Consider the following 24,501-nt stretch of genomic DNA (forward strand, 5'->3'; position numbering starts at 1 on the left):
TGTGTTAAAAAAAGTGATTTTAATTAAAGAAGTCCCAACATTTCAGTTAGAAAAGCTTAACTAATAATACTGCACAATATTGGTTTTGAAAACGATATAATCTTGGCCAAGCTGCGTAAAAAGATAGAAAGTTTGCTGGTCAGGTTTGATTTTGAATTTCTTGACTAAGTTTTCCGCTTTATCAGGGAAGTTACGTACGATCACGTTGCCAGTTAATTGTTTCGCTTTTTTTAACTCATTGGGATTTAAAACTGTAACGATTTCAAAAATTCGCCCAGCAAAAGCCGTCTGCTTCGTTTTGCTATAGTAGAGATGACTTTGGTTACCCAATTTCTGCAAGTCGTAAAGGTTAGCGATAGCATTAAAAGCTCCACTTTTCATTAAAGCCGCATCAGCTTCGTATAAAAAACCTTCAGTCACATTTTCGAGCAAATAGTTTGGTGTCGCGATGTCGTTTAATGGTAACTCAACTTGCTTGGTTTCGGCATTTAAAGTAGCGCACACGATTTTTGGTTCACCTTTAAAACCCGCATCCAATATCCATAGCAGCTCCTTGCACTCGTTTTTAACGCTCAAGATATGTAATGCTGAAACTTCCCGAAGTTCACTCAACCCCGCATGAATATCCAACAAAGGTGACGTTTTGATGATTACTCTTTCCGCTTTCTGCAACAGCAAATCTAAATGTTCCACCACGTTTGGTGTGCAATCAGCAAGTTTGAAAACCTTTCCGCTGCTACTTCTGCGGGCCGGGTCGATATAAATGGTGCCGAATTTTTCTGCGCATTTTTCAAGAAATGCTAGGCCGTCTACCGCAAAGCAATTGATATTGTTTAAACCCAAAACTGCTGCATTATGGGCAGTAATATCAGAAAGTTGCGGGTTAATTTCGCAGCTGAAAACCTGTTGCGCTTTCTTTGCAAAATAGTAGCTATCTACACCAAAACCCGCAGTGATGTCCAACACGCTGCTTCCTTTAATCAATTGTTGTTTGTAAGCTGCAGTACCTTCGGACGAGGTTTGCTCAATAGATAGGATACTTGGATAAATAATGTTCTCTTGATTAAACCAAGTGGGCAATTTCTTTTCAGCTTTCTTTTTGGCAGCAATTTGATTGGCCAATTCAGCCGCACTAACACTAGCAAAAGGAGATTTACCTAATACAATTTTACTTACATCAGCATTGATATTGCTGTTGATGTAAAGCTGTACTTCTTTCGCTAAAAGGTTAGTATTCATAAGGTAATGCTACTGAATATTTTTCATCACCATTTGGCAAGTATTCCTACTTTTTACCTCTAACCAAACTTTTTTGTTTAGCGTAACCCTGTCGATAGTTTGCTGATTGTAGTAACGGATAGTCACCAATTCCATGTCCTTGTTATATTTCACCTTAAAGTTAACCGACAAATCAGCGATTAAGCGATCGATTTTCTGTTGGTCATCATCAATGCTAACCGAAAAACTGATTGCCGAATTGAGCATGGTGTTAACTTTCACCTTGTTTTGATGGAAAATGGCGAATATATCACTTAAATTTTCCTCGATGATGAACGAGAAATCTTTAGGAGAAATAGATAACAACACTTGATTCACTTTAAATATGAACGAAGGTACAGGAATGGTGGTAGCCTCGGTACTTACTTCAGTTCCTTTTTCCTCAGGATGAATAAAAGATCTCACGAATAGCGGAATACCTTTATTTTGAATTGGTTTTATCGTTTTCGGATGAATTACCGTAGCTCCGTAATAGGTAAGCTCAATCGCATCGCGGTAGGAGAGTTGAGGTATTTTTTCTGTTTCATCAAACCATTTCGGGTCAGCATTCAACACACCGGGCACGTCTTTCCAAATAGTCATTTTTTCAACGTCCAATGCAGCGCTAAAAATTGCTGCAGTATAATCTGAGCCTTCGCGACCTAAGGTGCTGGTGAAGTTTTCGCTTGTAGCACCAATAAAGCCTTGAGTGATGACCACACCTTGCGATAAATAACTAGGTAGTTGTTTCTGAATCGTAGCAGTGGTTTTGTCCCATTGTACGTTGGCTTCACGATAGTTATTATCAGTTTGAATATAATTACGGGCATCTTGCCAAATGGTAAATGTGCCTTGTTGGTTCAAATAAGCGGCAATAATTTTCGATGATACCAGTTCTCCAACCGATACAATTTGATCATACAGATAGTCTGCACTATCTTCCGCTTCTTCTTCCAATAGCCATTCTATCTCCACAAAAGTATTCGCCACATCATTGTAAACAGGATTTTGCGTATCTGTAAATAGCTTCGAAATAATATCGAAATGAAAGGTCTTGATATCCTCCAACAACTGATGCTTATTGTCGTCGCCGTTGATATGGGCAAAGGCTAATTCCTGCAATCTATCAGTAGTTTTATCCATTGCGGATACCACAACTAACAGGTTGTTTGTGCCGTAAGCTTGAATAATTTGAGTAACGTTTTTAATTCCTTCGGTGTTTTTGATGGATGCACCACCAAATTTATAAACTTGCATTTATGGTGTAGGTGTTAAGATGGTTTGTGGTTTAGCGATATCGGTAAGTTTAGCGAACGGAATTGTCAATTCGGTGATACCGCTTGCGTATGGTTTAATTTCGTATTGATTGTAAAGAAAAGTTAAGCCTTTGTTGCTTACATAAAAAGCTGCTGGTAAAGAGAACTTTCCATCAGTGAAAAAATAGCGATCCTTTAAAGGCTCAGTGGCACTGATGTTTTCGTCTTTCCTAAATATTTCTTCCGAAACTTTAAGCAATGCCGACTTTTTATCAGGCATAATTAACGAGTCAAGCGCAATTAGACTGGAGTTTTTTGGATTGAAATTGATGAACGTAATGTACGTACTGCCATGAGCGCCACCCGCATAGGAAGCGTTGATATATTTTAAAGCGACGTAGTTATGTAATTGCCTCGCTACTTTCACATCAATTAGCAAATACCACCACTGTGCAGTGCCTGGGTTTTCTAAATAAAATTGATTGTATTTTCGGATGAAGCTACTCGCAATATCCTCATAGGCATTGGGATGATCTTCTTCTTTAAAAAAATCGAAAACTTGTTGTTTTACAAAGTTGTTAAGTTCGTCATTGTCGAAAATTGGATATTTTACCACCGCATTCGCAGTATCAGCATAGCTATTAAGTTCGGGCTTTACCAAGTTATTGCTTAGCACTTTTACCGAATCATACCTGTAGGTTAAAGTATCATTTTCAGCAGTAATTACATGCGCCACTTTCTTATCGTTATTGCTGTTGGTACAGGCCAATAATACGCTTGCTGCTAACAAAGAGAGAACTATTTTCTTCATCACTTAAGTTTTAAAGTTTACTTAATTGCTCTTTGGTGAAGGATGCGTTTAGCCATTCGCTTTCATAATTAGCGCCGTACTTGTCGTAAAAATTAATGGCGGGCTGGTTCCAATCTAACACTTGCCAGTTCATTCCATTAAAGTTTTTTTCCTTTGCTTCCTTCACTACACGGTCGAAAAGTAACTTTCCAATTCCTTTACCTCTGTAAGTTTCCGTTACCAAAAAGTCTTCCAAGTATAAACGGCAACCTTTCCAAGTTGAGTATCTTACATAAAACAATGCTAAACCAACAATAGTTTGGCCATCAAGTGCTACAAAGGATTTCCATACCGGATTATCGCCGAAGCCAGCTTCAACAAATTCATCTAAAGTTACTGTTACTTCCTGTGGCGCTTTTTCATAAACGGCCAATTCCATAATCAGTTCCAATAAACGTGGACAATCAGCAGCAGTGGCGGTTCTAATAGCTATATTCATAAGTGGTATCTTTAGAGATGCTTAATTTTCGTTGTTTTTCCAATGTTTAATAACCCTCTTTCCAAAAATATTACTTCCGATTCTCACCATGGTACTTCCTTCATCAATTGCTATTTTGTAATCAGAGGACATTCCCATTGAAATTTCTTTGAAAGCATCATCTTTCCTGAAAAAGCTAGTTTTTATGCCATCAAAAAGCACTTTTAACTCATTAAATTCTGCACTGGTCTGTTCGTCGCTTGCGGTGTTGGTGGCAATCCCCATCAATCCCACAATACGGACGTTTTTCAACGCTTCAAACTCCTCTGAGCGTAATAATTCAATAGCCTCATCGAAACCTAAACCAAACTTACTTTCTTCGTCAGCAATGTAAATTTGTAACAGGCAGTCGATTACACGGTTGTTTTTTGCAGCATGCTTGTCTATTTCCTTCAATAATTTCAGGCTATCAACCGATTCGATGAGTTTTACAAACGGCGCAATGTACTTTACTTTGTTAGTTTGCAAATGACCAATTAGGTGCCACTCAATATCCTCTGGCAATTGACCCTGCTTTTCTACCATTTCCTGTACCAAATTTTCTCCAAAAACCCGTTGTCCAGCATCGTAAGCTTCTTTTACAGCTTCTACTGGATGATTTTTAGAGACAGCTACCAACTTTACGCCAGCACTTTCAATTTCTGTTTTATATTTTAATAAGTTATCGGCTATGCTCATTTATCGCTATTTTTGTGGGTAAAATTAGATAACCTTTTTTAATTTGGCTATAAAAGCCGAAGTTTTAATATACAGATGACGAGATTTTTATTGATGTTGCTAGTTGTTTGCTCAATTTTTGCCTGCAAACCTGGCATTCCAAAAGATATCATACAGCCCGCCGAAATGGAAAATATACTACATGACATTCATGTGATTGACGGATACGTGTCTAACATACCAACACCAGATAGTGCAAAAAAAGTGGCATCGCCGTTATACAAAGGTATTTTTAAAAAATATGGCGTAGACTCAGCACTACATGCTAAAAGCATGGATTATTATTATCACAGACCTGACATCCTGACGAAAATGTATGGTAATATTAGTGCTAAGTTGGGAAAAGAGAAAGAAGCTGAGGCAAATAAACAAATTAAATCTACCGCTCCAGAAGTTGCGAAGGAGTTGAAAAATTAATATGCTATATCCAGATAATTGCGAAGAGAGACTAGGCTTTAATGAAGTAAGGCAATTGGTACGTCAGCATTGTTTAAGTACCATGGGACAAAACCTGGTTGATAAAATGCAGGTCATGTCCAAACACGATCAAATTGATAAGTTTTTACGTCAAACTAAGGAATTCAAAAGCATTTTAGAAAACCAAGAGCCACTACAAATCAGTGCTTTTTTTGATATTAAAATATTAGCTGATAAGATTAGAGTTGAAGGAAGTTATCTGATAGAAGATGAACTTTTTAAAATATATACTTCCTTACAGACCGTTTTTGCGGTTATCCGTTTTTTTGATGACAGAAAAGAAGTTTATCCTAGTTTAGAAGCACTTTTTGAGCATTTGCCTATTGAAAGGAACATCCTCAGAAAAATTGAAGATGTGCTAGATGCCAAGGGTAAAATTAAGCCTAATGCTTCTAAAGAATTACTTGATATTACTACTTCAATAGCGAAAGGTGAACAAGAAGTTCGCCGTAAAATGGATGCCATTTATAAAAGTGCGGTAGCTAATAATTGGGTTGCTGATGGTAGTTTAACTGTTCGTGATGGTAGGATGTGTATTCCTATTTTGGCCGAAAACAAGCGCAAACTTAAAGGCTTTATCCACGACGAATCTGCCAGCGGGCAAACTGTTTATTTGGAGCCAGAAGAAGTTTTTACGCTCAATAATAAGTTAAGGGATTTAGAATTTGATCGAAGGCGGGAAATCATCAGGATTTTGATTGCCACTACCAATGAGCTTCGTCCGTATATCTCCATTTTGTTATCGTACCACGGTTTTTTAACTAAACTGGATTTTGTTAGAGCTAAGGCCTTATTCGCCATTCAAGTCGGTGCACAAATGCCGGTGTTGTTGAAAGAAGCCAAAACTAAGCTGATCAATGCCCGACATCCGTTGCTATTGTTGTCCTTTGCCGCTGATCAAAAAACAGTAGTGCCACTTAATATCCAGCTCGACGAAGGCACCAGAGTGGTGTTGGTTTCTGGACCAAACGCTGGAGGAAAATCGGTATGTATGAAAACTGTTGGATTGCTACAGATGATGTTGCAAACCGGTCTGCTTGTACCAGTGGATGAACACAGTGAAATGGGTATCTTTCACCAAATTTTCGCTGACATTGGTGATGATCAATCCATTGAATCGGATTTAAGTACTTACAGTGCCCATTTAAATAAGATGCGCTATTTCGTAGCTCATGCCAATGCAAAAACATTGGTATTAATCGATGAATTCGGGACAGGGACAGATCCTCAGTTTGGCGGTCCCATGGCCGAAGCGGTGCTGGAGGTGCTCAATAATAAAAAGGTGAGAGGTGTGATTACTACGCACTACAGTAATTTGAAATTGTTTGCTGGCGATACTGATGGACTCGAAAATGCATCAATGTTGTTTGATAACAGCAGAATGAAGCCGTTGTATATCCTCGATATTGGTAAACCTGGAAGTTCCTATGCGTTTGAAATTGCCCAAAATATTGGTTTGCAGAAAGATGTGTTGGAATTAGCGAAGCAAAAAATCGGAACTAACCAAAACAGCATTGATAGTTTACTGGTAGATTTAGAAAAGGAAAAGCGCCAAGTACACGAATCGAAAGTGAAGTTGGCCAATCAGCAAAATAGGCTAAATCAATTATTAGCAGAAAATGAAAAGCAGAAATTATATCTCGAAGAGAATAAGAGAAATTTAATTAAAGACGCCAAGTTACAGGCACAAAATATCATTAAAGATGCCAATAAGCTGGTAGAAAATACCATCGCACAAATCAAGAAAAAACAGGCTGACAAGGAAGCTACCAAGGAAATTAGACAGAATTTACAAAAGGGCTTAGCTAAAAATGAAGTCAAAATAGAAGAACCTAAACCTGTTGTAGTTTACGAAAATACGGCAATTGAAGTTGGCGATTGGATACAGCTAAACGGAACAGAAAGCACTGGACAGGTGATGGAGATCAACAAGGGGAACTTGGTTGTTGCTTTTGGTGATTTGCGATCGGTAGTTAAAATGAACCGTGTGCAGAAAATCAGCAACAAGCAAGTGAAGAAACTGGTTCAGCGTAGCTCTTATACCAATAGTTTAAATGATGCAGTGAGCAGCTTTAGAGCCGAGTTAGATTTACGTGGAATGAGAGGTGAAGTGGCACTGCAAGAGCTAGAAAATTATTTCGATAAAGCGATCATGTTGGGCTTTCCATCCATTAAAATTATACATGGTAAGGGCGATGGCATTTTGCGTAAGTTAATTAGAAACCACTTGAAATCGTACAAACAGGTAGATAGGATGGAAGACGAGCACTTGGATAGAGGAGGAGATGGAATTACCTACGTTTACATGAAATAAAAACCAATGCTACCCAAAAGTTGTTAATCAGAAAACAAAACATGTTGGGTATGAAAAAGGTAGTGTTCTTTGCGGCTATTTTAATTTTAGCTTTGGCGTGCAAAAAAGATCGTAATGATGTTGAAGATTTAACGCCAGTCGACTTAAAAACAAAAGTTTTAGTTGGAAATTTAACCATGCCTTGGGAGTTGGTTTATGGCCCAGATGGTTTAATTTGGTTTACGGAAAAATCTGGCAAAATCAGTCGTTTAAACCCAAGTAGCGGTCAAGTTAGCCTATTACATACCATTAGCGAAGTTAGAATGCAAGGTGAAGGCGGCTTACTGGGAATGGCTTTGCATCCGAATTTCAACACCAATCCATATGTTTACGTATTTTATGGATACGGCAGCAGCTACAAAAATAAGCTGGTACGCTTTACCTATGCGAATAACTCCTTAAGTAGTCCAACAACACTGTTAGATAACATTCCAGCGTCCAACAATCATAACGGTTCAAGGATATTAATTTCCGGAGACAAATTATTTCTTACTACTGGAGATGCAGAGGATTTAAGTACGCCTCAAAATATCAATTCTTTAGCTGGGAAAATATTGCGTTTAAATTTAGATGGATCTATTCCTCCGGATAATCCTTTCCCAAATAATCCAGTTTGGTCGTACGGACATCGAAACCCTCAAGGTTTAACCTTAGTTGGAAATAAGTTGTTTTCTTCTGAGCATGGACCATCATCAGATGATGAAATCAACATCATAGAGAAAGGCAGAAATTATGGTTGGCCCAACGTTACGGGTAAATGCAATGCATCAAATGAAACTGCATTTTGCAATCAAAATAATGTAGCAGAGTCGATTTTCGAGTGGACTCCAACTATTGCACCTAGTGGAATGACTTATTACAATTCTAATTATATTCCCCAATTCAAAAACTCGCTGTTGTTATGCTTATTGAAAGATAGTAGGTTGAAGCAAATGACTTTAAACGACGCACAAACCGCTATTAGTGAAGTGAAGGATTTTTATATCGGGGAATATGGCAGGTTAAGAGCGATATGTCAATCTCCTGAAGGTAAAATTTACTTTTGTACAAGTAATGGAAGCAATGATAAGATTGTGGAAATTTCAAAATAATTACGGTTCAAGGTATTTGAATAATAAGTTTAAATGTTGGTGCTTAAAATCTGTAAACGTGCGTTTTAACTTATGTTTAGAAGTTGACGTTAGTGTATAAATTACAACAAACAGTTAAAAATTTTGCTTTTGTAAAGCAGTAAAGAAACCCTAATTTAGCCATCGCTTTACCCGAACATACGGGAAAATATACCAAATATGATTAATAAAGTTGTAGCAAATGCTAATGAAGCCGTAGCTGATATTACAGACGGTAAAACCTTAATGTTGGGCGGGTTCGGTTTGTGCGGTATTCCAGAGAACTGCATCGCAGCCTTAGTAGAAAAGGGTGTTAAAGAACTTACCTGCATTTCAAATAATGCCGGAGTTGACGATTTCGGAATTGGTTTGATGTTGAAACAACGTCAAGTCAAAAAAATGATTTCTTCTTACGTAGGTGAAAATGCTGAGTTTGAACGTCAGCTGTTAAGCGGAGAGTTAGAAGTGGAATTGATTCCTCAAGGCACCTTAGCAACGCGTTGTTTAGCGGCTGGATATGGCATGCCTGCAATTTTTACTCCTGCTGGCGTTGGAACTGAAGTGGCAGAAGGCAAAGAAACAAGAAATTTTAACGGCAAGGATTATTTAATGGAGTATGCCTTTGATGCTGATTTCGCAATAGTGAAAGCTTGGAAGGGCGATACTGCTGGGAATTTAATCTTTAGATCTACTAGCAGGAATTTTAATCCAGTAATGGCTATGGCCGGTAGAATCACCATTGCCGAAGTGGAGGAGCTTGTAGAAGTTGGTCAATTAGATCCAGATCATATTCATACTCCGGGTGTTTACGTACATCGTATTTTTCAAGGAGAAGCTTATGAAAAGCGCATTGAACAGCGAACGGTTAGAAAGTTAGATGATACGAAGATGTGATAATTAGATTATTAATACCTACCTATGAATAATGAGAGAATTAAAAATAACATTATTGTTAAAACAAGTTTCGAATTTGCATTAGAGATCATAAAATTTGCCGAGGAGTTGGAGGAGCGAAGAAAATTAGTGGTTGCAAATCAATTATTAAAATCGGGTACTAGTATAGGTGCTAACATTTGGGAAGCACAAAATGCTGAAAGTAAAGCTGATTTTGTTCATAAAATGAAAATATCGGCGAAAGAGTGTGAGGAAACCAAGTATTGGCTATTGCTATGTCAACATTTTAATGATTATCCAAGTAGCAGCAACTTGTTAAAGAGCATTGAAGTTGTTCAAAAGATACTAAACAAAATTATAACTACTACTAAACAGAAATGAACCGGCGGATGATTCTATACAGTAACAGCCCGCTTGTTCATTATCACATCAGCTAATTAGCAAATCAATCACATTAATATATGCTTGATAAAAACGGTATAGCGAAACGCATCGCTAAAGAAATAAAAGACGGTTACTACGTTAATTTAGGTATTGGAATTCCAACCTTGGTTGCCAATTATATCCCGAGCGGAGTTAACGTGGTTCTACAATCAGAAAATGGATTGCTAGGGATGGGGCCTTTCCCTTTTGAAGGGGAAGAAGATCCTGATTTAATTAACGCAGGTAAACAAACCATCACCACATTGCCAGGTTCATCAATCTTTGATTCCGCCATGAGCTTTGGAATGATCAGAGCACAAAAAATAGATCTTACTATTTTGGGAGCGATGGAAGTTTCTGAAAATGGAGATATCGCTAATTGGAAAATTCCTGGTAAAATGGTGAAAGGAATGGGAGGTGCCATGGATTTAGTAGCTTCAGCTAAAAATATTATTGTGGCAATGCAACATGTAAACAAAGCTGGTGAAAGCAAATTATTACCGGCTTGTACCTTACCGTTAACCGGTGTTAACTGCATTAAAAAAGTGGTAACTGAACTTGGTGTTTTCGATATTTTGCCGGAGGGTGGATTCAAATTGTTAGAAAGAGCTCCTGGTGTAACGGTAGAGCAGATTAGGAATGCTACAGCAGGTAAATTGTACGCTGATGACGATGTTCCTGAAATGGTACTGGATTAGTTTGGTAATTAGTTCAATAGTTCACTGGCTAATTAGTTCATTGGTTCAATAGTTCATTGGTTTAGTATTTGAGATTTACGAAGTTTTTAAAACTTCGTAAATCTTGCACAGCAAAAATATCAGTCTACTTCATCGCTTCAATAATACCAATCACATCTTTTTTACCCAAGCCCTTTTCATGCGCATCTTGGTAAGTGGAAATCATAGCCTGCGACAAAGGAAAATCAGCTCCTGCTTTTTGCGCTAACAAAACATCCTTCAGCATCAAATCTAAAGCGAAAGCCGCCGGATATTCGTCCTTAATAAGAAGCGGTGTTTTAATTTTAGTTGCGCCGTTTCCGCAAGCACTCTCATTGATGATCTCCAGCATGTCTTTACGTTCAATGCCTAATTTTTCAGCAAATAATACGGTTTCTGCCAAGCCTTGGTAAATCAAAGAGAGAAAATAATTAATGGAAAGCTTCGCTGCAATGCCGCTTCCATTTTTTCCTAAATGCTTGGTTAATTTTCCTAGAACATCAAAGTAAGCAGTAGCCCGTTTCACATCATTTTCTTCACCGCCAACCATCATAATCAATGTACCATCGGTAGCAGGAGCGGTGCTTCCAGCAACTGGCGCATCTAGAAACGCTGCATTTTTAGCTTTAATTAACTCCGCTATTGCTAAAGAGCAGTGCTGTGATATGGTACTACAGTCGATAAATAATTTGCCATCAACGTCCTGCTTGGAAATTTCATTATAAACTTCAGTCACTGCTTCATCGTTGGTAAGCATGGTGAAAATTACATCGCTTTGCGCAACCAAATCCGCAATACTTGCACAAACGGTTGCCTTGTTGCTAAAGTCTGTAGTTTTATCTAAAGATCTGTTATAAACCGATAATGGAACCCCGGCTTTCATCAAATTGTTGGCCATCGGTTTCCCCATATTTCCTAAACCTATCCAGCCTATTTTTTCTCTACTCATATCTTAATTCATAAAAAAAGCGTTTCTAAAAACGCTATAAATGTTAAAGTAAAAGACTTACGAAATCATAAAACTTCGTAAGTCCTTAAATTATTATGCCTGTAAATCGCTCATGATAGTTTTAATCTTATCATTTAGCTTTTGTTCAGTAGTTTTGAAATCACCGGCGCTTGCCAAATGTTCATTTACACTGCAATAAAACTTGATTTTAGGTTCTGTACCACTCGGCCTTGCAGAAATGATACTTCCATCAGCGGTAATAAACTGCAAAACATCCGATTTTGGAAAACCTAATTCTTTGCTCATTCCAGCATTGATATCCGTTTCCTTATTTAATTCGTAATCTTTTAATTTTACTACTGCTGAGCCTCCTAATGTTGCCGGAGGGTTGTTTCTAAACTTCTCCATCATCGCTTTAATTTCCTCAGCTCCAGTTTTTCCTTTTTTAGTGATAGAAACCAAATCTTCCTTATACATGCCGTATTTCATGTACATCTCAATCATCGCTTCATATAAACTACTGCCTTTGTCTTTATAAAAGGCAGTCATTTCGGCAATAAACGCACAAGAAATCACTGCATCTTTATCACGGACTAAGTCGCCAACTAGGTAGCCATAACTTTCCTCGCCACCTACTACAAACTGCTTCTTGCCAAGCAATTCAGTCATGATTTTGCCAATCCATTTAAATCCAGTGAGGGTATCAAAATATTCTACACCTTTTTCATCAGCTATCGCCTTTATTAGTGGTGTGGTTACAATAGTACTTACAACGTATTCATTCCCTGTTAGCTTTCCTTTTTCCTGCCAAGCTGTTAATACGTAATTTACCAATAAACTTCCCGTCTGATTTCCGTTCAGTAAAACGAAATTGCCATCGGTATTTTTCACCGCAATACCAACGCGATCTGCATCTGGATCTGTTGCTAACACTAAGTCGGCATCAATTTCTTCCGCTTTCTTTAATGCCAATGTTAAAGCTTCCTTTTCCTCTGGATTAGGATAAACTACCGTAGGGAAATTGCCATCAGGTTTGCTTTGCTCTTCAACCACCGTTACATTGGTAAACCCAAATTGTTCTAACGCCGCCGGCACTAGGGTAATTCCCGTACCGTGAATAGGAGAGTAAACAATTTTAAGATTTTTTTGACGTGAAATGGCATCAGGCGATACTGAAAGGGCTGTGATTTGATTGAGATATTTTTGGTCGATTTCTTCACCAATCATTTCAATATTAGCTTCATTTCTTTGGAACTTCACTTCATCGATGCTTTGAATGGCCGCAACTTCGTCCATCACCATTTTATCGTCAGGTGAAGTAAACTGACCACCATCTGGACCATATGCTTTGTAACCGTTATATTCCTTCGGATTATGTGACGCCGTAAGCATTACACCGCTTTTGCAATCTAATTCGCGTATAGCAAAAGAAAGTTCAGGTGTTGGACGTAATGCGGTAAAGAAATAAACCTTAATTCCATTTGCTGAAAAAACATCAGCAGTAATATTTGCGAAAACATCTGAGTTATTTCTACTATCGTGAGCGATAGCCACACAAATCTTCTCCGAAGGATATTTCTTTAATAGGTAATTCGAAAGTCCTTGCGTTGCAGTTCCGATAGTATATTTATTGATCCGGTTAGAACCTACGCCCATGATTCCACGTAAACCACCCGTTCCAAATTCCAAACTTTTATAAAATGAGTCAGTTAACTCTGTGCTTGCTTGTTGATCTACAAGACTTTTTATAGTAGATTTTGTTTGTTCATCATAATTTCCGCTCAGCCAAGTATCAATAGTTTGCTGCGTGTGTGAATCTAATTGCATATTTAAATGGGTTTATATCGATAGAGATAACAAATATTATTCGGTTGGGTTCATTAAAAATAAAAAAATCAACATTTTATTTCGGTGTTTTGACTGAAATTAACAGTCTTTTATTTATTTTCACACCCCGTTACAATAATAACAAAAATCTATATCCTATAACTTAAAAATGAAAACATTTCGAGTAATATCGAATGTTTCATAATCGTAAACCATTAAAATTAAATGAAAATTTTAAAATTCGGTGGCACCTCAGTTGGTAGCCCAGAACGTATGAAAAAACTGTTGGACATTATTGATCCATCGGAGAGACAAATTGTAGTATTATCGGCAATGTCTGGTACTACAAATAGCTTGGTAGAAATTTCAAATGCGTTACTGAAGGAAGACAAGAAGAAGGGCATCGAATTAATTCAATCTTTAAAAGAGAAGTACGATGTTGTTGTAGCAGAACTTTTTCCAGAGGGCGAATATATAGAGCAGGGCCAGGAAGTAATTGATTACCATTTCAGTTTCTTGTTAAGCTTAGCCAATAACATGTTCACTGCCATTGAGGATAAAGTGGTTTTGGCACAGGGCGAATTACTATCCACTACGCTATATCATGTTTATCTGAAATCTATCGGTGTACCGTCCGTGTTACTGCCTGCATTGGATTTTATGAAAATTGATGAGGACAATGAGCCTGTAATTCCATTTACAACAGAAAATTTGACTCCTTTATTGGAGGCTAACCCCGAAAATAAGCTTTTCATTACACAAGGGTTTATTTGTAGAAACAGCTTCGGAGAAGTAGATAATTTACGTCGAGGTGGTAGTGACTATACTGCATCATTATTAGGTGCAGCGATTTCTGCAGAGGAAGTTCAAATTTGGACTGACATTGACGGCATGCACAATAACGACCCACGTATTGTAAAAGGCACTAAACCTATTGCTAATTTGTCTTTTGATGAAGCAGCAGAGCTAGCTTATTTTGGTGCTAAGATTTTGCACCCTCAGTCGGTTTTTCCAGCTCAGAAATATCAAATACCTGTACGTTTACTGAATACCATGGAGCCAAAAGCTTTTGGTACAGTAATTAGCACCGAAAGCGAAAAAGGAAAAATCAAGTCTATAGCAGCTAAAGATGGCATCACCGCAATCAAAATACAGTCGAGCCGAATGCTATTAGCGTATGGATTTTTACGCAGAGTGTTCGAAGTGTTTGAGCGATATAAAACGCCAATTGATATGATTACTACGTCGGAAGTTGCCGTTTCCTTAACTGTTGATTTTACTGATAATTTAGATAAAATTATAGAGGAACTAAATGCTTTCGGAAGCGTTGAGTTAGATAGAAATTTAACCATTGTGTGCGTTGTAGGTGATTTTGGTGCGGAAAGACATGGTTATGCGGCAAAAGTGCTGGATTCAATTAAACACATTCCAGTGCGTATGATTTCCTATGGTGGTAGTGCTTATAACATATCTCTTTTAGTAAATACCGAAGATAAAACCGAGGCTTTGAGAAGCTTGCACAATAGAATTTTTGAATAATGGCTTTGTCACAATGAAAAACTAAGGCGAATGCAGTAAGTTTTTAATGCCTTAAGTGACATTGCTAACGATAATAGAAGTAAATAAATATTATTACCAGAAGTAAAAAAATCCAGATACGAACTCTTCTTTGAAGTTCTAAACGAGTGATATTTCCTCGGCGATAGTCAATATAGTTGCCGACGTAAATAAAGCCCAAAAGTAACAGAAAAAGGAGCACTAGAATTTTCAAGATTATGTTTTCGGATAAAGATATAGCACATTTTTCGAATTTAGAAACACCATTTTATTATTACGACCTCAATTTATTACGAAAAACATTAGAGGCTTGTAGTACAGCGGCGAAAAAGTATGATTTTCATGTGCATTATGCTATGAAAGCCAACTTTAATGATAAGGTTTTAATGCAGATTAAACAAGTTGGTTTTGGTGCAGATGCTGTAAGTGGGGGCGAAGTTAAAAAAGCCATTGACGGTGGCTTCAAAAACGATAAGGTAGTTTTTGCTGGTGTTGGTAAGTCCGACAAAGAAATTAATTATGCTTTAGATCAAGACATCTTTTGCTTCAACGTAGAGTCGCTGCAAGAACTAGAAGTTATTAATCAATTGGCGGAGCAAAAAGGCAAGATCGCAAAAGTTGCTATCCGCATTAACCCTAATGTGGACGCTCATACACATGCCAATATCACCACTGGCTTAGATGAAAATAAGTTTGGCATCAATTCTTGGGATATGCCAGCCTGTGCAGATATTCTGAATATTTCGGCCAATCTGGAGTTTGTGGGCATCCACTTCCATATCGGTTCTCAAATCACCAACTTGGATGTTTACAAAAACCTGTGTGTACGTGTTAACGAGTTTGCAGCGTGGTTTGAAGATAAAGGCTTTAAAGTAAAAGTACTAAACGTTGGAGGTGGCTTGGGAATTGATTATCATAATCCTGATGAGCAAATTCCAAATTTCGAAGCTTATTTCAAGATTTTTGCGGATTTTTTGGAAGTAAAACCTCACCAGGAAGTACATTTTGAGTTAGGTAGGGCGTTAGTGGGTCAATCATCGTCATTAATTAGCCGTGTACTTTATGTGAAAAATGGCAAAAAAAAGAACTTCATTGTGCTGGATGCGGGTATGACCGAATTAATGCGACCAGCTTTATATCAGGCTTATCATCAAATAGAAAACTTGAATCAAAACGGTAATGATGTTAAGTATGACGTGGTAGGTCCTATTTGCGAAAGTACAGATTGCTTTGGAAAGGAAGTTTCGTTACCTCAAACCTTTAGAAATGATCTTATTGCAATTAGAAGTACTGGGGCGTATGGAGAAGTAATGGCTTCTAATTACAACTTGCGTGATGCAATAGTGACAGTAACTAATGAAGATTACTAGAAGATATCCTTAAATACAAAGCCAGTAATCGATAAAATTACTGGCTTTTATATGTTACCGCTTTTTTGATAATGCGAAAACCGCAACTCCTGCAATCACAGCAACGCCTCCAACATAAGGTGGCCAGTTTACCGTTTTCTGTTTGTCTGCAGAAATTTGTATCGGTCCTGCGTCAACTACTTTTTCTTTTTTGGTATAAGTAAAACCACTCCATACCAACATAATTAATCCAATTACAATTAATAATATTCCGAAAGGTTTGCCCATAATAAGTTATTTTTATTAGGGAACATCTTTACTACTAAAATTGTTTCAACCTAAAAAGTGTAGCCAAGTGAAATTGAACTAGCTTGGCGGCCAAAATCTGCTTGACAGCTCAAATTAAAATTCTTGTACTTGAAGAAATAACTTGCTTGAAAGTACATCGAATTGAATTCACGATCGATTTGTTTAAAGTTTGGCTCCTTGATTGCGTAGTCAAAAGTACGTGATAGATCTGGAGCACCACCTATAAATAGTTTAAATGCATGTTTGAGATCTTTATTTCTCCTATGGTGGAAAATAATCTCTAACGATAATCCCGTGACCCAAAGAACTTCACTTTTTGAAACCAATACCTGTTTGTACAAAGTGTTTCCGTAAAGCTGCTTTCTAAAGTTCAAGTATTCTCCAAATTCTCTGGTAATCGTATTTTCCCAATTAATTATCCTATAATCTGTGTTGCCTCTTTTCGATGTAAAGTGGTGCCCAACCGAGGTGTGTATGCCAAACCCATACAAATTTTTTGAGAAGTTGGGTATTTGGTTATCAACTTCCACAACTCTTGATTTCATTCGTTTTCCGGTAAAGCCTAGCAAACCGTAAGAGAAGTTGATGTCCTTAAGTGTATGTCCTCTATTAATGCTCAATATGCCGACGTTTGTTTTCCCCTCGGCCCCTAAAGATTCAGAAGATGCAAAACCTCCGCTTACATTTATTGCCGATGTTACGCTGTCCGATACCATAGGGCGCTGCTTATAGGGTACGTCGACCCCTAATGCTCCAGGAATTACATAGGTTGTGCATGAGTGAAAAAGCAAGCTTAAAGAAGATGCGAAAACAAAAAGGTGAAAGCGTTTCATTTGTTTAATATGTTATGAATATACTTAGTGTCATTAAATAATAACAAACTGAGCAAGGTAATACATCAAATTTCTTCCTCAAAAAAATCAGCTAAGCCACCAAGATAATGCTCCTTGATGCCTTCGGTAAAATCGTCAAAATCTTCGGCTGGAATATTCGTTTGTGCAAACTCTAATGATGTGCCTTTTTTATCCTCATGCAATTTGATGGTAACAATTGATGGTTCATTATCTTCCCCAAAATACCATTGTTGCACGATTTTTTTGCCATATTCAAATGAGATGTTCTTTCCAACAATATCTCCATCCCATAGTGAAAATTCTGTTTCAGGTATTTCTTGAAACTCCACTTCAGCACCAGTCCATAATTGAATGCTTTGCGCTTTGGTTAATGCCAAATAAACTTCTTCGGGAGGAGCGGGTAGTAGTATATATTTTTTAAATGATTTCATCTGGATATTTTCTGTCTGTATCAGTATTTGCTTGATTTTAGGATTGTCAGGATTTCGGGCGCTTAATTTAATTACTCTTACATTTAAAATTAATCTTAAAATTCTGATGAATTATTGTAAAGGGTTATACTTTATATTTGAATTATAAATTTTCTTGAACTGTAAACTTACAGCGCCAAAGTTAATTAATAAACCAATCGGAAACTTGTAAGCGGTAACATAATTTTTAGCCTGAGCCAGGTGAACATCTTCTAAATTAATCACAGCTTTCAGTTCTACAACTATTTGTTTTTCAATGATGAAATCTGCTCTTCTAGTTCCTACTTCGATATTTCGGAATAAATAGTTTACTCTACTTCTCTTGCATAAATCAATCCAGCTTTACTTAATTCAATAGCTAAACATCGTTGATAAATCATCTCTTGAAATCCATTACCTAATGTATTGTGAACTTTCATAGAACAACCATTTATTTTGTATGTGATTTCATCGATAGTCATATTTAAATGAATATTTGCTAGTTGGCTGTATAAGGATTTAATTGATTTTTAATTGAACAAGATTTTTAAAATTTACACTTATCAATTTTATCATGAAAATCAACTAATCTTAAAATCCTGATGAAGACATTATGCTATTTAAAGGCATTTAAACCCGTAACATCCATCCCGGTAATTAGCAAATGTACATCATGTGTGCCTTCATAAGTAACTACTGATTCCAAGTTCATCATATGTCGCATAATCGAATATTCACCTGTAATTCCCATTCCGCCAAGCATCTGCCTTGCGTTGCGGGCAATATCTAAAGCAATTTCAACACTATTACGTTTCGCCATTGAAATTTGTTCAGCAGTAGCTCTATTTTCACTTTTAAGCTTGCCTAAACGCCACACCAACAGCTGACCTTTGGTAATTTCAGTAATCATTTCAGCTAATTTCTTTTGTTGTAACTGAAATCCTCCGATGGGCTTTCCAAATTGAACACGTTCTTTTGAATAACGCAACGCAGTATCATAACAGTCCATTGCAGCACCTAAAGCTCCCCAGGCAATGCCATATCTGGCTTGGTTTAGACAGCCTAACGGACCTTTGAGGCCTCTAATGTCAGGAAATACATTTTCTTTGGGAACCTTTACATTATCAAATACCAATTCGCCAGTTGCTGATGCTCTTAAGCTCCATTTATTGTGCGTTTCTGGCGTACTGAAGCCTTCCATTCCTCTTTCTAATACCATCCCTCTAATTTTTCCTTCTTCATCTTTTGCCCAAACCACTGCGATGTCTGCAAACGGCGCATTTGAAATCCACATTTTGGCTCCGTTAAGCAAAAAGTGGTCTCCCATATCTTTAATGTTACTTACCATGCCGCCCGGATTTGAACCGTGATCTGGCTCAGTTAAACCGAAACAGCCCATCAATTCGCCTGTAGCTAGCTTCGGTAGATATTTTTTACGCTGTTCTTCCGTGCCATAAGTGTAAATTGGGTACATCACTAATGAACCTTGAACCGACGCAGTAGAACGTATTCCAGAATCGCCACGCTCAATTTCCTGCATAATAATGCCATAAGCTGTATAATCTAATCCAGCACCACCATATTCAACAGGAATAGTAGGACCAAAAGCGCCAATCTCTCCAAGCCCTTTAATTAAGTGCCTTGGAAACTCTGCACGCTGGGCGTAATCTTCAATAATTGGACTTACTTCTTTCTTTACCCAGTCCCTTACTGACGCTCTTATAAGTAAATGCTCTTCCGATAGAAGTTCATCAATTAAGTAATAATCTGGTGATTCGTAAAGGTCTTTTCTTGAAGTATTGCTCATTTCTGTAAAGATTTTGGTTTTAAATGGTTGCTTTCAAAGTTAGCAAAATACCGCAATCCTTAAATAAAAATTAGTTATAATTGCGCATGCTATCAATAGCAGCGTTAAGTGATTTATAATTGAGACCACATTTTAGATGTACAAACAAACGGTAGCTTTAAAAGATGTAAAATGTCATGCTTTCCATGGTTATTATCCAGAGGAGCAATTGATCGGTTGTATTTTTATGGTTGATGTTAAAGTGGAGTTTGATCCTCATCCAGATACAGAAAATTTAGAAAAAACTGTAAACTACGAGGTTTTAAATCATATCATTCTTAGCGAAATGGCTAACACCCAAAAACTGTTAGAAACGGTGGTAAAAAATATTTTAGACCGTGTAAGAAATTCTTATCCCTTTCTTTCGAGCGCTAAGGTTGGCATTAGAAAACTAAATCCACCGATGAAAGGCGAAATAGGACACTCATACGTTGAGTTGAGCTTTTCCGAATAGCAAAGTACAGTACATTGGATTGGTCATACTTTCTTTAACTGCTCAAATTCAATCATTTTGTTACGCTCACGTTCGGGAATTGAAATTGGGCTTTTGGTAGCGTAATCATACACCACGCAAACTGTTTTGCCTTTGCTACAAATTACTTCCTCGCCGTTAATGGTTTTAACGATGATGTACTCTAAATCAAAACTTGTATTTCCGATACGTGAGGTACGCACATAAATACTAATCTTATCGCCAAAATAGATTGGTTTGATGTAGTTGATGCCTGCTTTTCCGATAACGACACCTGTTTTTTTCCAATCCCACTGTATGGTGTGTTGCCAATATTTGGTTCTAGCAATTTCCATATAAGTGAAATACATCGCATTATTTACATGGCCCATCATATCTAAATCAGTGAAGCGCATTTCGATAACTGTTCTGTACTTAAAGATATCCGTTTTTATCTCTATATCTGCCTTTTTGTCTTCTTTAGTTTCTTTTTTACGCCAAAATGTCTTAAAAATCATATTTTTTCGGATTGGAATGTAGTTTGAATGCGAATAGTTATCAATTAAAAATTAAAAAAATACACGGAGGATATAAAAATGAGCTTAGTTAAATTCAACAACAGAACCAGAAACACAGCACCTTATTTTAACAACGTATTTGATTCATTGTTTAGCGATGCATTAAATAAAAACTATGGCATCAGTAAAATGCCTGCGGTTAACATTGCGGAAACTGCTGTTAGCTACAAAATTGAGTTAGCGGCACCTGGTTTAAATAAAGAAGATTTTAAAATCGAGTTGAAAAAAGACAACTTATCGGTGTGGGCGGAGAAAAAATCTGAACAAACCGAAGAACAGAAAGATTATACCAGAAAAGAATTTGAATACTTATCGTTCGCGAGATCGTTCGTTTTACCAGAAGGCGTTGATACCGAAAAAATTAGCGCTGAATATCTGAATGGTGTGTTAAATATCACACTAGGAAAAAAAGAACCGGCTAAAGATGAACATAAAGAAATTGTAGTTTCATAATACAATGGTTTGATACGCCCTTTTTGGGTGTGAGTTTAAGGTTGCAAGGGCACAAGTAAAATTGATGCCCTTGTTTTGTGTTTAGTCACAGATTTTTAACCGTTACCCCTTCACCAAATATCAGATTGGTAGCTGTGCATCTGTGGACAAACTTGTTTAGAACCAAACCAAATTGAAACACAGTTTAACCTAATTAAGTGAATTTTGTAATTTTGCGGCATGCAACAAGAAATTATAGACATCAAGCGCAAGGCATTAAAAATTAATTTAAACCCAAAAATATATGGCACTTTCGCCGAAATTGGAGCCGGACAAGAAGTGTCGAGAGCTTTTTTCAATGTAGGCGCCGCTTCGGGAACTGTTGCTAAAACTATCTCTGCTTACGACATGACCTTTAGTGACGAAATTTACGGCGCTGAAGAATCAGGAAGGTACGTAAGTCAAACACGCCTTCTTAAGATGCTTGACCATGAATACACTTTGTTGATTGAGCGGTTAAAGGGTGAAAAACATAAAGACAAGACCTTTTTTGCATTTGCGAATACGGTCACTACTTTAAACTATACTCGTACCAACGACCCACATGGCTGGGTTGGTTTACGTTTCCAAAGCGAGCCAGGTGGGCTGCCGAATGAAATTTACTTCCATGTACGTTTGCTTGATACTGATGTTCAGATGCAACAGCGTGTGTTAGGAATGATAGGGGTGAACTTAGTTTATGCGGCGTTCTACTATTCTAGTGATCCGAGAAAAATGATTGAATCATTAGTGGATAATCTAAACGTTGGTTCCGTAGAGATTGATTTAATTTCTGTTCAGGGACCAGCTTTTAAGGATGTAAATAACCTATTGCTGAACCTTTACTTAATTGTAAAAGACTTTTCTACTGCAGCTATATTTGATTCAGATTCGCATCCTAGACAGGCGAAGGACTTGCTTTACAAAAAGGATGTGATGATTTTACGTACCAAATACGGACAAAAATCAAATCCTAACTTTAGCTTGTTTAATAAGGCTGCCGATCAATTTAAGTTGGTGAATAAGGTAGAAGATAATAACCTGATTGTAATGATTGAGGTATTAATCACCAACGTACTTACGGCAGCACAGGAAACCCCTGATGATATTGATTTGGAGGTTGTAGCGAAAAGGGCAGAGGAAATGTGTAAAACAGGCAATTTTGTAATCGTTTCTAACTTTACCCGTAAAAATAGGTTGGCAAAATACTTGGATAGGTGCAGACCTAAAAGCGTGGGCATGTCAACCAACATCAACAACTTAAAATTCGTGTTTAATTCGGCTAATTTTGGTGAAAACTACACCGGACACTTGTTGAGTTATGTTAACGATATGTTTAGCAGAAATGTAAGGCTTTTTGCCTATCCATTCTTAGATAAAAAGAGTAATACGGTAATTACTACCGAAAATATGCCAGTTTCTCCAGAAGCTAAACCATTGTTCGATTTCCTGATTATGAATGGCTATATCACAGACATTAAGGATTACGCAGAAGGGGAAGTAAAAACGGTTTAAAGGTATTTGAAGTTAGCTAATTGGCTTCTTTAGATTTACTGTACAAGTCTTTCAAAACAATTCCCATTTGTCGCTCAGGATTTTCTAAAGCCCTGAAACCAAACTGTTCATATAGTCCATGAGCATCTAGCGTGGCTAATTGGTAACGGCGCAATCCTTGCAAGTCGGGGTGGAAAAGCATTAACGACATCAGTTTTTTCGAGAGACCTAAACCTCTGAAATCGTCAAGTACATATACATCACACAAATAAGCAAATGTTGCTTTGTCGGTAATCCAACGGGCAAATCCAACTTGCTGTTGCTCTTTGTAAATGCCGAAGCAAAGGGAGTTTTCAATAGAGCGCTTTACCAAATCAAACGGAATATCCTTTGCCCAATAGGAAGAAATACTTAGGTATTGATGTACAGCTTTCACATCCACTAAGTTGCGATCATCCGAAAATATGAAGCCGTTTTCTTTGATTTCCATTGTTCAGGGGTTAGGGATCAGGGATTATGTATTAGTGTTTAGGTATTAGGGATCAGTTGTCAGACATAAATAGTTGGATATTGGTGCTATTTCTATTAACAATCGACAATTAACCAATCATCAAATCAACCAATCATCAAATTAGCTAATCATCGAATTAGCTTCTCATATTAATATACTGCAACGGCTGACCAAAGTCTTCAGTTCTACAAAGCTGAATTACTTTTTGTAGATCATCAATATTTTTACCCTGAACACGTACTTGATCTTCCATCATAGAAGCTTGCACTTTTATTTTACTGTCTTTAATCTTCGCAACAATTTTCTTGGCCGCTTCCTTATCGATGCCTTCTTTCACTTTCACTTCTTTTCTAATCATATTGCCAGAAGCGATAGTTTCCTTCCCGAAATCCAAACTATTTGGGTCTAAATGTTGTTTCATCATTCGAGAGATAATAGAATCAGTAATGGCTTTTAAGCGCATGTCATCTTCCGTTAATATCGTAATCACGTTCGTTTTTTTATCCAGCTCAATACTACTATTGGAAGAATGAAAGTCGTATCTGTTCAAAATTTCCTTTTTTGCATTGTTGATTGCATTGTCTAAAGTTTGACCATCTATTTTACTAACTATATCGAAACTTGGCATGTTGTTATCTTAAATTAAAAAGAATTGATAAATTTATTTTACCATACAAAAAACGCTAAAAATTATGAAATCGAAAACTAATAAAGTAAAACCCTCAAAAAAAGCTGTTAAAAAAGCTACAAAAAAACAATTGGAGCAAACCTTAACAGAGAAATTTTTAGACGCCATTAGAGATTTAGGCCATAATGCGGAATCTATTGCAACTGAGGTAGCAAAAGCAAGTAAAGCAGTAGCCAAAAAAATGGCGAAAACTTTTGTAGAAGTTAAAGAAGTGGTAGGACATAAAATCGAAGATATTGCTTCATCAGCACCTGAAGTGGAGAAGAAAGCAAAAACAATAAAAAAGGATACGGTAAAACTTGCTAAAAATATCGATAAATCTGCTACTAAAATCGTAAAAAAGGCGGCAAAAAAAGCTAAACCAGTGGTAAGTAGCGTTAAAGTTGCAGCTTTAGAAACTGAGGAAAAAGTTGCAAAAGTGGTAAAACCTATAGCTAAAAAAATCACTAATGACACTAAATCATCTAGTAAAAATCCCGCTAAGGCAGTTGCTGAAAGCTCAGTAGTTCCAAAGAAATCAACTCGTGCCGTAGCTCAAAAAGCGCCGGCTAAAGTAGCTGGAAAAACCGCAAAGGCGCCTGCACCTAAAAAGCCTTCTGATGTTAAATAATTGATTTTTGTTAACTTGCGCTTAATGA

The 24,501-nt window shown here is 37.2% G+C and carries 26 protein-coding genes and 1 pseudogene; 12 read left to right on the plus strand and 15 right to left on the minus strand.

The window, feature by feature from the left end; all coding sequences use genetic code 11:
* Positions 1-60 precede the first annotated feature (60 nt).
* From ACY2A0_RS17690 to ACY2A0_RS17710, 5 genes are read right to left on the minus strand one after another with little or no spacing between them, the layout of a single operon-like run.
* On the minus strand, positions 61-1,239 hold the full coding sequence (locus ACY2A0_RS17690) for a THUMP-like domain-containing protein (RefSeq protein WP_461790705.1): 1,179 nt from the start codon (positions 1,237-1,239) through the stop codon (positions 61-63).
* Between the two features lie 9 nt (positions 1,240-1,248).
* Positions 1,249-2,514, minus strand: a complete 1,266-nt coding sequence (locus tag ACY2A0_RS17695; RefSeq protein WP_461790706.1) for an aspartate kinase — start codon at positions 2,512-2,514, stop codon at positions 1,249-1,251.
* The gene (locus ACY2A0_RS17700) at positions 2,515-3,324 is read right to left on the minus strand and encodes a DUF3298 and DUF4163 domain-containing protein (protein ID WP_461790707.1); all 810 of its coding nucleotides are present in this window, start codon (positions 3,322-3,324) and stop codon (positions 2,515-2,517) included.
* Between the two features lie 10 nt (positions 3,325-3,334).
* Positions 3,335-3,802, minus strand: a complete 468-nt coding sequence (locus ACY2A0_RS17705) for a GNAT family N-acetyltransferase (protein ID WP_461790708.1) — start codon at positions 3,800-3,802, stop codon at positions 3,335-3,337.
* 21 nt (positions 3,803-3,823) lie between these two features.
* On the minus strand, positions 3,824-4,519 hold the full coding sequence (locus tag ACY2A0_RS17710; RefSeq protein ID WP_461790709.1) for a YggS family pyridoxal phosphate-dependent enzyme: 696 nt from the start codon (positions 4,517-4,519) through the stop codon (positions 3,824-3,826).
* A 75-nt stretch (positions 4,520-4,594) separates the two neighbouring features.
* Here ACY2A0_RS17710 and ACY2A0_RS17715 point away from each other — a divergent pair, with 75 nt between their 5' ends.
* From ACY2A0_RS17715 to ACY2A0_RS17740, 6 genes are all read left to right on the plus strand, one after another.
* Positions 4,595-4,975: a DUF4296 domain-containing protein gene (locus tag ACY2A0_RS17715; protein ID WP_461790710.1), complete on the plus strand. Its 381-nt coding sequence runs from the start codon at positions 4,595-4,597 to the stop codon at positions 4,973-4,975.
* Between the two features lies 1 nt (position 4,976).
* Positions 4,977-7,349 (plus strand): endonuclease MutS2, encoded by a 2,373-nt coding sequence (locus ACY2A0_RS17720; protein WP_461790711.1) that lies wholly within the window; start codon positions 4,977-4,979, stop codon positions 7,347-7,349.
* Positions 7,350-7,399: 50 nt separating this feature from the next.
* The gene (locus tag ACY2A0_RS17725) at positions 7,400-8,479 is read left to right on the plus strand and encodes a PQQ-dependent sugar dehydrogenase (RefSeq protein ID WP_461790712.1); all 1,080 of its coding nucleotides are present in this window, start codon (positions 7,400-7,402) and stop codon (positions 8,477-8,479) included.
* Positions 8,480-8,677: 198 nt separating this feature from the next.
* Complete coding sequence (locus tag ACY2A0_RS17730; RefSeq protein WP_461790713.1) at positions 8,678-9,391, plus strand: CoA transferase subunit A; 714 nt, start codon at positions 8,678-8,680, stop codon at positions 9,389-9,391.
* 24 nt (positions 9,392-9,415) lie between these two features.
* Positions 9,416-9,772, plus strand: a complete 357-nt coding sequence (locus ACY2A0_RS17735) for a four helix bundle protein (RefSeq protein WP_461790714.1) — start codon at positions 9,416-9,418, stop codon at positions 9,770-9,772.
* A gap of 80 nt (positions 9,773-9,852) precedes the next feature.
* Positions 9,853-10,512 (plus strand): 3-oxoacid CoA-transferase subunit B, encoded by a 660-nt coding sequence (locus ACY2A0_RS17740; protein ID WP_461790715.1) that lies wholly within the window; start codon positions 9,853-9,855, stop codon positions 10,510-10,512.
* Positions 10,513-10,636: 124 nt separating this feature from the next.
* Here the strand turns inward: ACY2A0_RS17740 and ACY2A0_RS17745 are convergent, their stop codons facing one another.
* Together ACY2A0_RS17745 and ACY2A0_RS17750 are read right to left on the minus strand one after the other, a co-directional pair.
* The gene (locus ACY2A0_RS17745) at positions 10,637-11,479 is read right to left on the minus strand and encodes an NAD(P)-dependent oxidoreductase (protein ID WP_461790716.1); all 843 of its coding nucleotides are present in this window, start codon (positions 11,477-11,479) and stop codon (positions 10,637-10,639) included.
* A gap of 93 nt (positions 11,480-11,572) precedes the next feature.
* Positions 11,573-13,306, minus strand: a complete 1,734-nt coding sequence (locus tag ACY2A0_RS17750; RefSeq protein ID WP_461790717.1) for a phospho-sugar mutase — start codon at positions 13,304-13,306, stop codon at positions 11,573-11,575.
* Between the two features lie 225 nt (positions 13,307-13,531).
* On the opposite strand from ACY2A0_RS17750, the gene ACY2A0_RS17755 reads away from it, so the two are divergent.
* Positions 13,532-14,845, plus strand: a complete 1,314-nt coding sequence (locus ACY2A0_RS17755) for an aspartate kinase (RefSeq protein WP_461790718.1) — start codon at positions 13,532-13,534, stop codon at positions 14,843-14,845.
* 236 nt (positions 14,846-15,081) lie between these two features.
* Positions 15,082-16,233, plus strand: a complete 1,152-nt coding sequence (lysA, locus tag ACY2A0_RS17760; protein ID WP_461790719.1) for a diaminopimelate decarboxylase — start codon at positions 15,082-15,084, stop codon at positions 16,231-16,233.
* Positions 16,234-16,287: 54 nt separating this feature from the next.
* Here the strand turns inward: lysA and ACY2A0_RS17765 are convergent, their stop codons facing one another.
* From ACY2A0_RS17765 to ACY2A0_RS17785, 5 genes and pseudogenes are all read right to left on the minus strand, one after another.
* Positions 16,288-16,500 (minus strand): hypothetical protein, encoded by a 213-nt coding sequence (locus tag ACY2A0_RS17765; RefSeq protein WP_461790720.1) that lies wholly within the window; start codon positions 16,498-16,500, stop codon positions 16,288-16,290.
* 50 nt (positions 16,501-16,550) lie between these two features.
* Positions 16,551-17,354, minus strand: coding sequence for a hypothetical protein (locus ACY2A0_RS17770; RefSeq protein WP_461790721.1), 804 nt, complete (start codon positions 17,352-17,354; stop codon positions 16,551-16,553).
* A 65-nt stretch (positions 17,355-17,419) separates the two neighbouring features.
* Positions 17,420-17,806 (minus strand): SRPBCC domain-containing protein, encoded by a 387-nt coding sequence (locus ACY2A0_RS17775; protein WP_461790722.1) that lies wholly within the window; start codon positions 17,804-17,806, stop codon positions 17,420-17,422.
* 111 nt (positions 17,807-17,917) lie between these two features.
* A pseudogene (locus ACY2A0_RS17780) lies at positions 17,918-18,306 on the minus strand (GxxExxY protein).
* Positions 18,307-18,440: 134 nt separating this feature from the next.
* The gene (locus tag ACY2A0_RS17785) at positions 18,441-19,631 is read right to left on the minus strand and encodes an acyl-CoA dehydrogenase family protein (RefSeq protein WP_461790723.1); all 1,191 of its coding nucleotides are present in this window, start codon (positions 19,629-19,631) and stop codon (positions 18,441-18,443) included.
* A gap of 136 nt (positions 19,632-19,767) precedes the next feature.
* Here ACY2A0_RS17785 and ACY2A0_RS17790 point away from each other — a divergent pair, with 136 nt between their 5' ends.
* Positions 19,768-20,124 carry a dihydroneopterin aldolase gene (locus ACY2A0_RS17790; protein ID WP_461790724.1) on the plus strand — a complete coding sequence of 119 codons (357 nt, stop codon included), beginning with the start codon at positions 19,768-19,770 and terminating at the stop codon, positions 20,122-20,124.
* A gap of 23 nt (positions 20,125-20,147) precedes the next feature.
* Here the strand turns inward: ACY2A0_RS17790 and ACY2A0_RS17795 are convergent, their stop codons facing one another.
* Complete coding sequence (locus ACY2A0_RS17795; protein WP_461790725.1) at positions 20,148-20,639, minus strand: acyl-CoA thioesterase; 492 nt, start codon at positions 20,637-20,639, stop codon at positions 20,148-20,150.
* A gap of 78 nt (positions 20,640-20,717) precedes the next feature.
* Between ACY2A0_RS17795 and ACY2A0_RS17800 the strand changes: the two genes are divergently transcribed.
* Both ACY2A0_RS17800 and ACY2A0_RS17805 read left to right on the plus strand, forming a co-directional pair.
* A complete protein-coding gene (locus ACY2A0_RS17800) occupies positions 20,718-21,152 on the plus strand; it encodes an Hsp20/alpha crystallin family protein (protein WP_461790726.1) in 435 nt (144 codons plus the stop codon).
* 219 nt (positions 21,153-21,371) lie between these two features.
* The gene (locus ACY2A0_RS17805) at positions 21,372-22,685 is read left to right on the plus strand and encodes a nicotinamide mononucleotide adenylyltransferase (RefSeq protein WP_461790727.1); all 1,314 of its coding nucleotides are present in this window, start codon (positions 21,372-21,374) and stop codon (positions 22,683-22,685) included.
* 16 nt (positions 22,686-22,701) lie between these two features.
* On the opposite strand, the gene ACY2A0_RS17810 is transcribed toward ACY2A0_RS17805, so the two are convergent.
* Together ACY2A0_RS17810 and ACY2A0_RS17815 are read right to left on the minus strand one after the other, a co-directional pair.
* Positions 22,702-23,154, minus strand: a complete 453-nt coding sequence (locus ACY2A0_RS17810; RefSeq protein ID WP_461790728.1) for a GNAT family N-acetyltransferase — start codon at positions 23,152-23,154, stop codon at positions 22,702-22,704.
* A 157-nt stretch (positions 23,155-23,311) separates the two neighbouring features.
* Positions 23,312-23,803, minus strand: coding sequence for a YajQ family cyclic di-GMP-binding protein (locus ACY2A0_RS17815; protein ID WP_461790729.1), 492 nt, complete (start codon positions 23,801-23,803; stop codon positions 23,312-23,314).
* A 64-nt stretch (positions 23,804-23,867) separates the two neighbouring features.
* Here ACY2A0_RS17815 and ACY2A0_RS17820 point away from each other — a divergent pair, with 64 nt between their 5' ends.
* Positions 23,868-24,473 carry a hypothetical protein gene (locus ACY2A0_RS17820; RefSeq protein ID WP_461790730.1) on the plus strand — a complete coding sequence of 202 codons (606 nt, stop codon included), beginning with the start codon at positions 23,868-23,870 and terminating at the stop codon, positions 24,471-24,473.
* The last annotated feature ends 28 nt before the right edge of the window (positions 24,474-24,501 follow it).

This window comes from Pedobacter sp. (assembly GCF_965249885.1).
Lineage (GTDB): Bacteria > Bacteroidota > Bacteroidia > Sphingobacteriales > Sphingobacteriaceae > Pedobacter.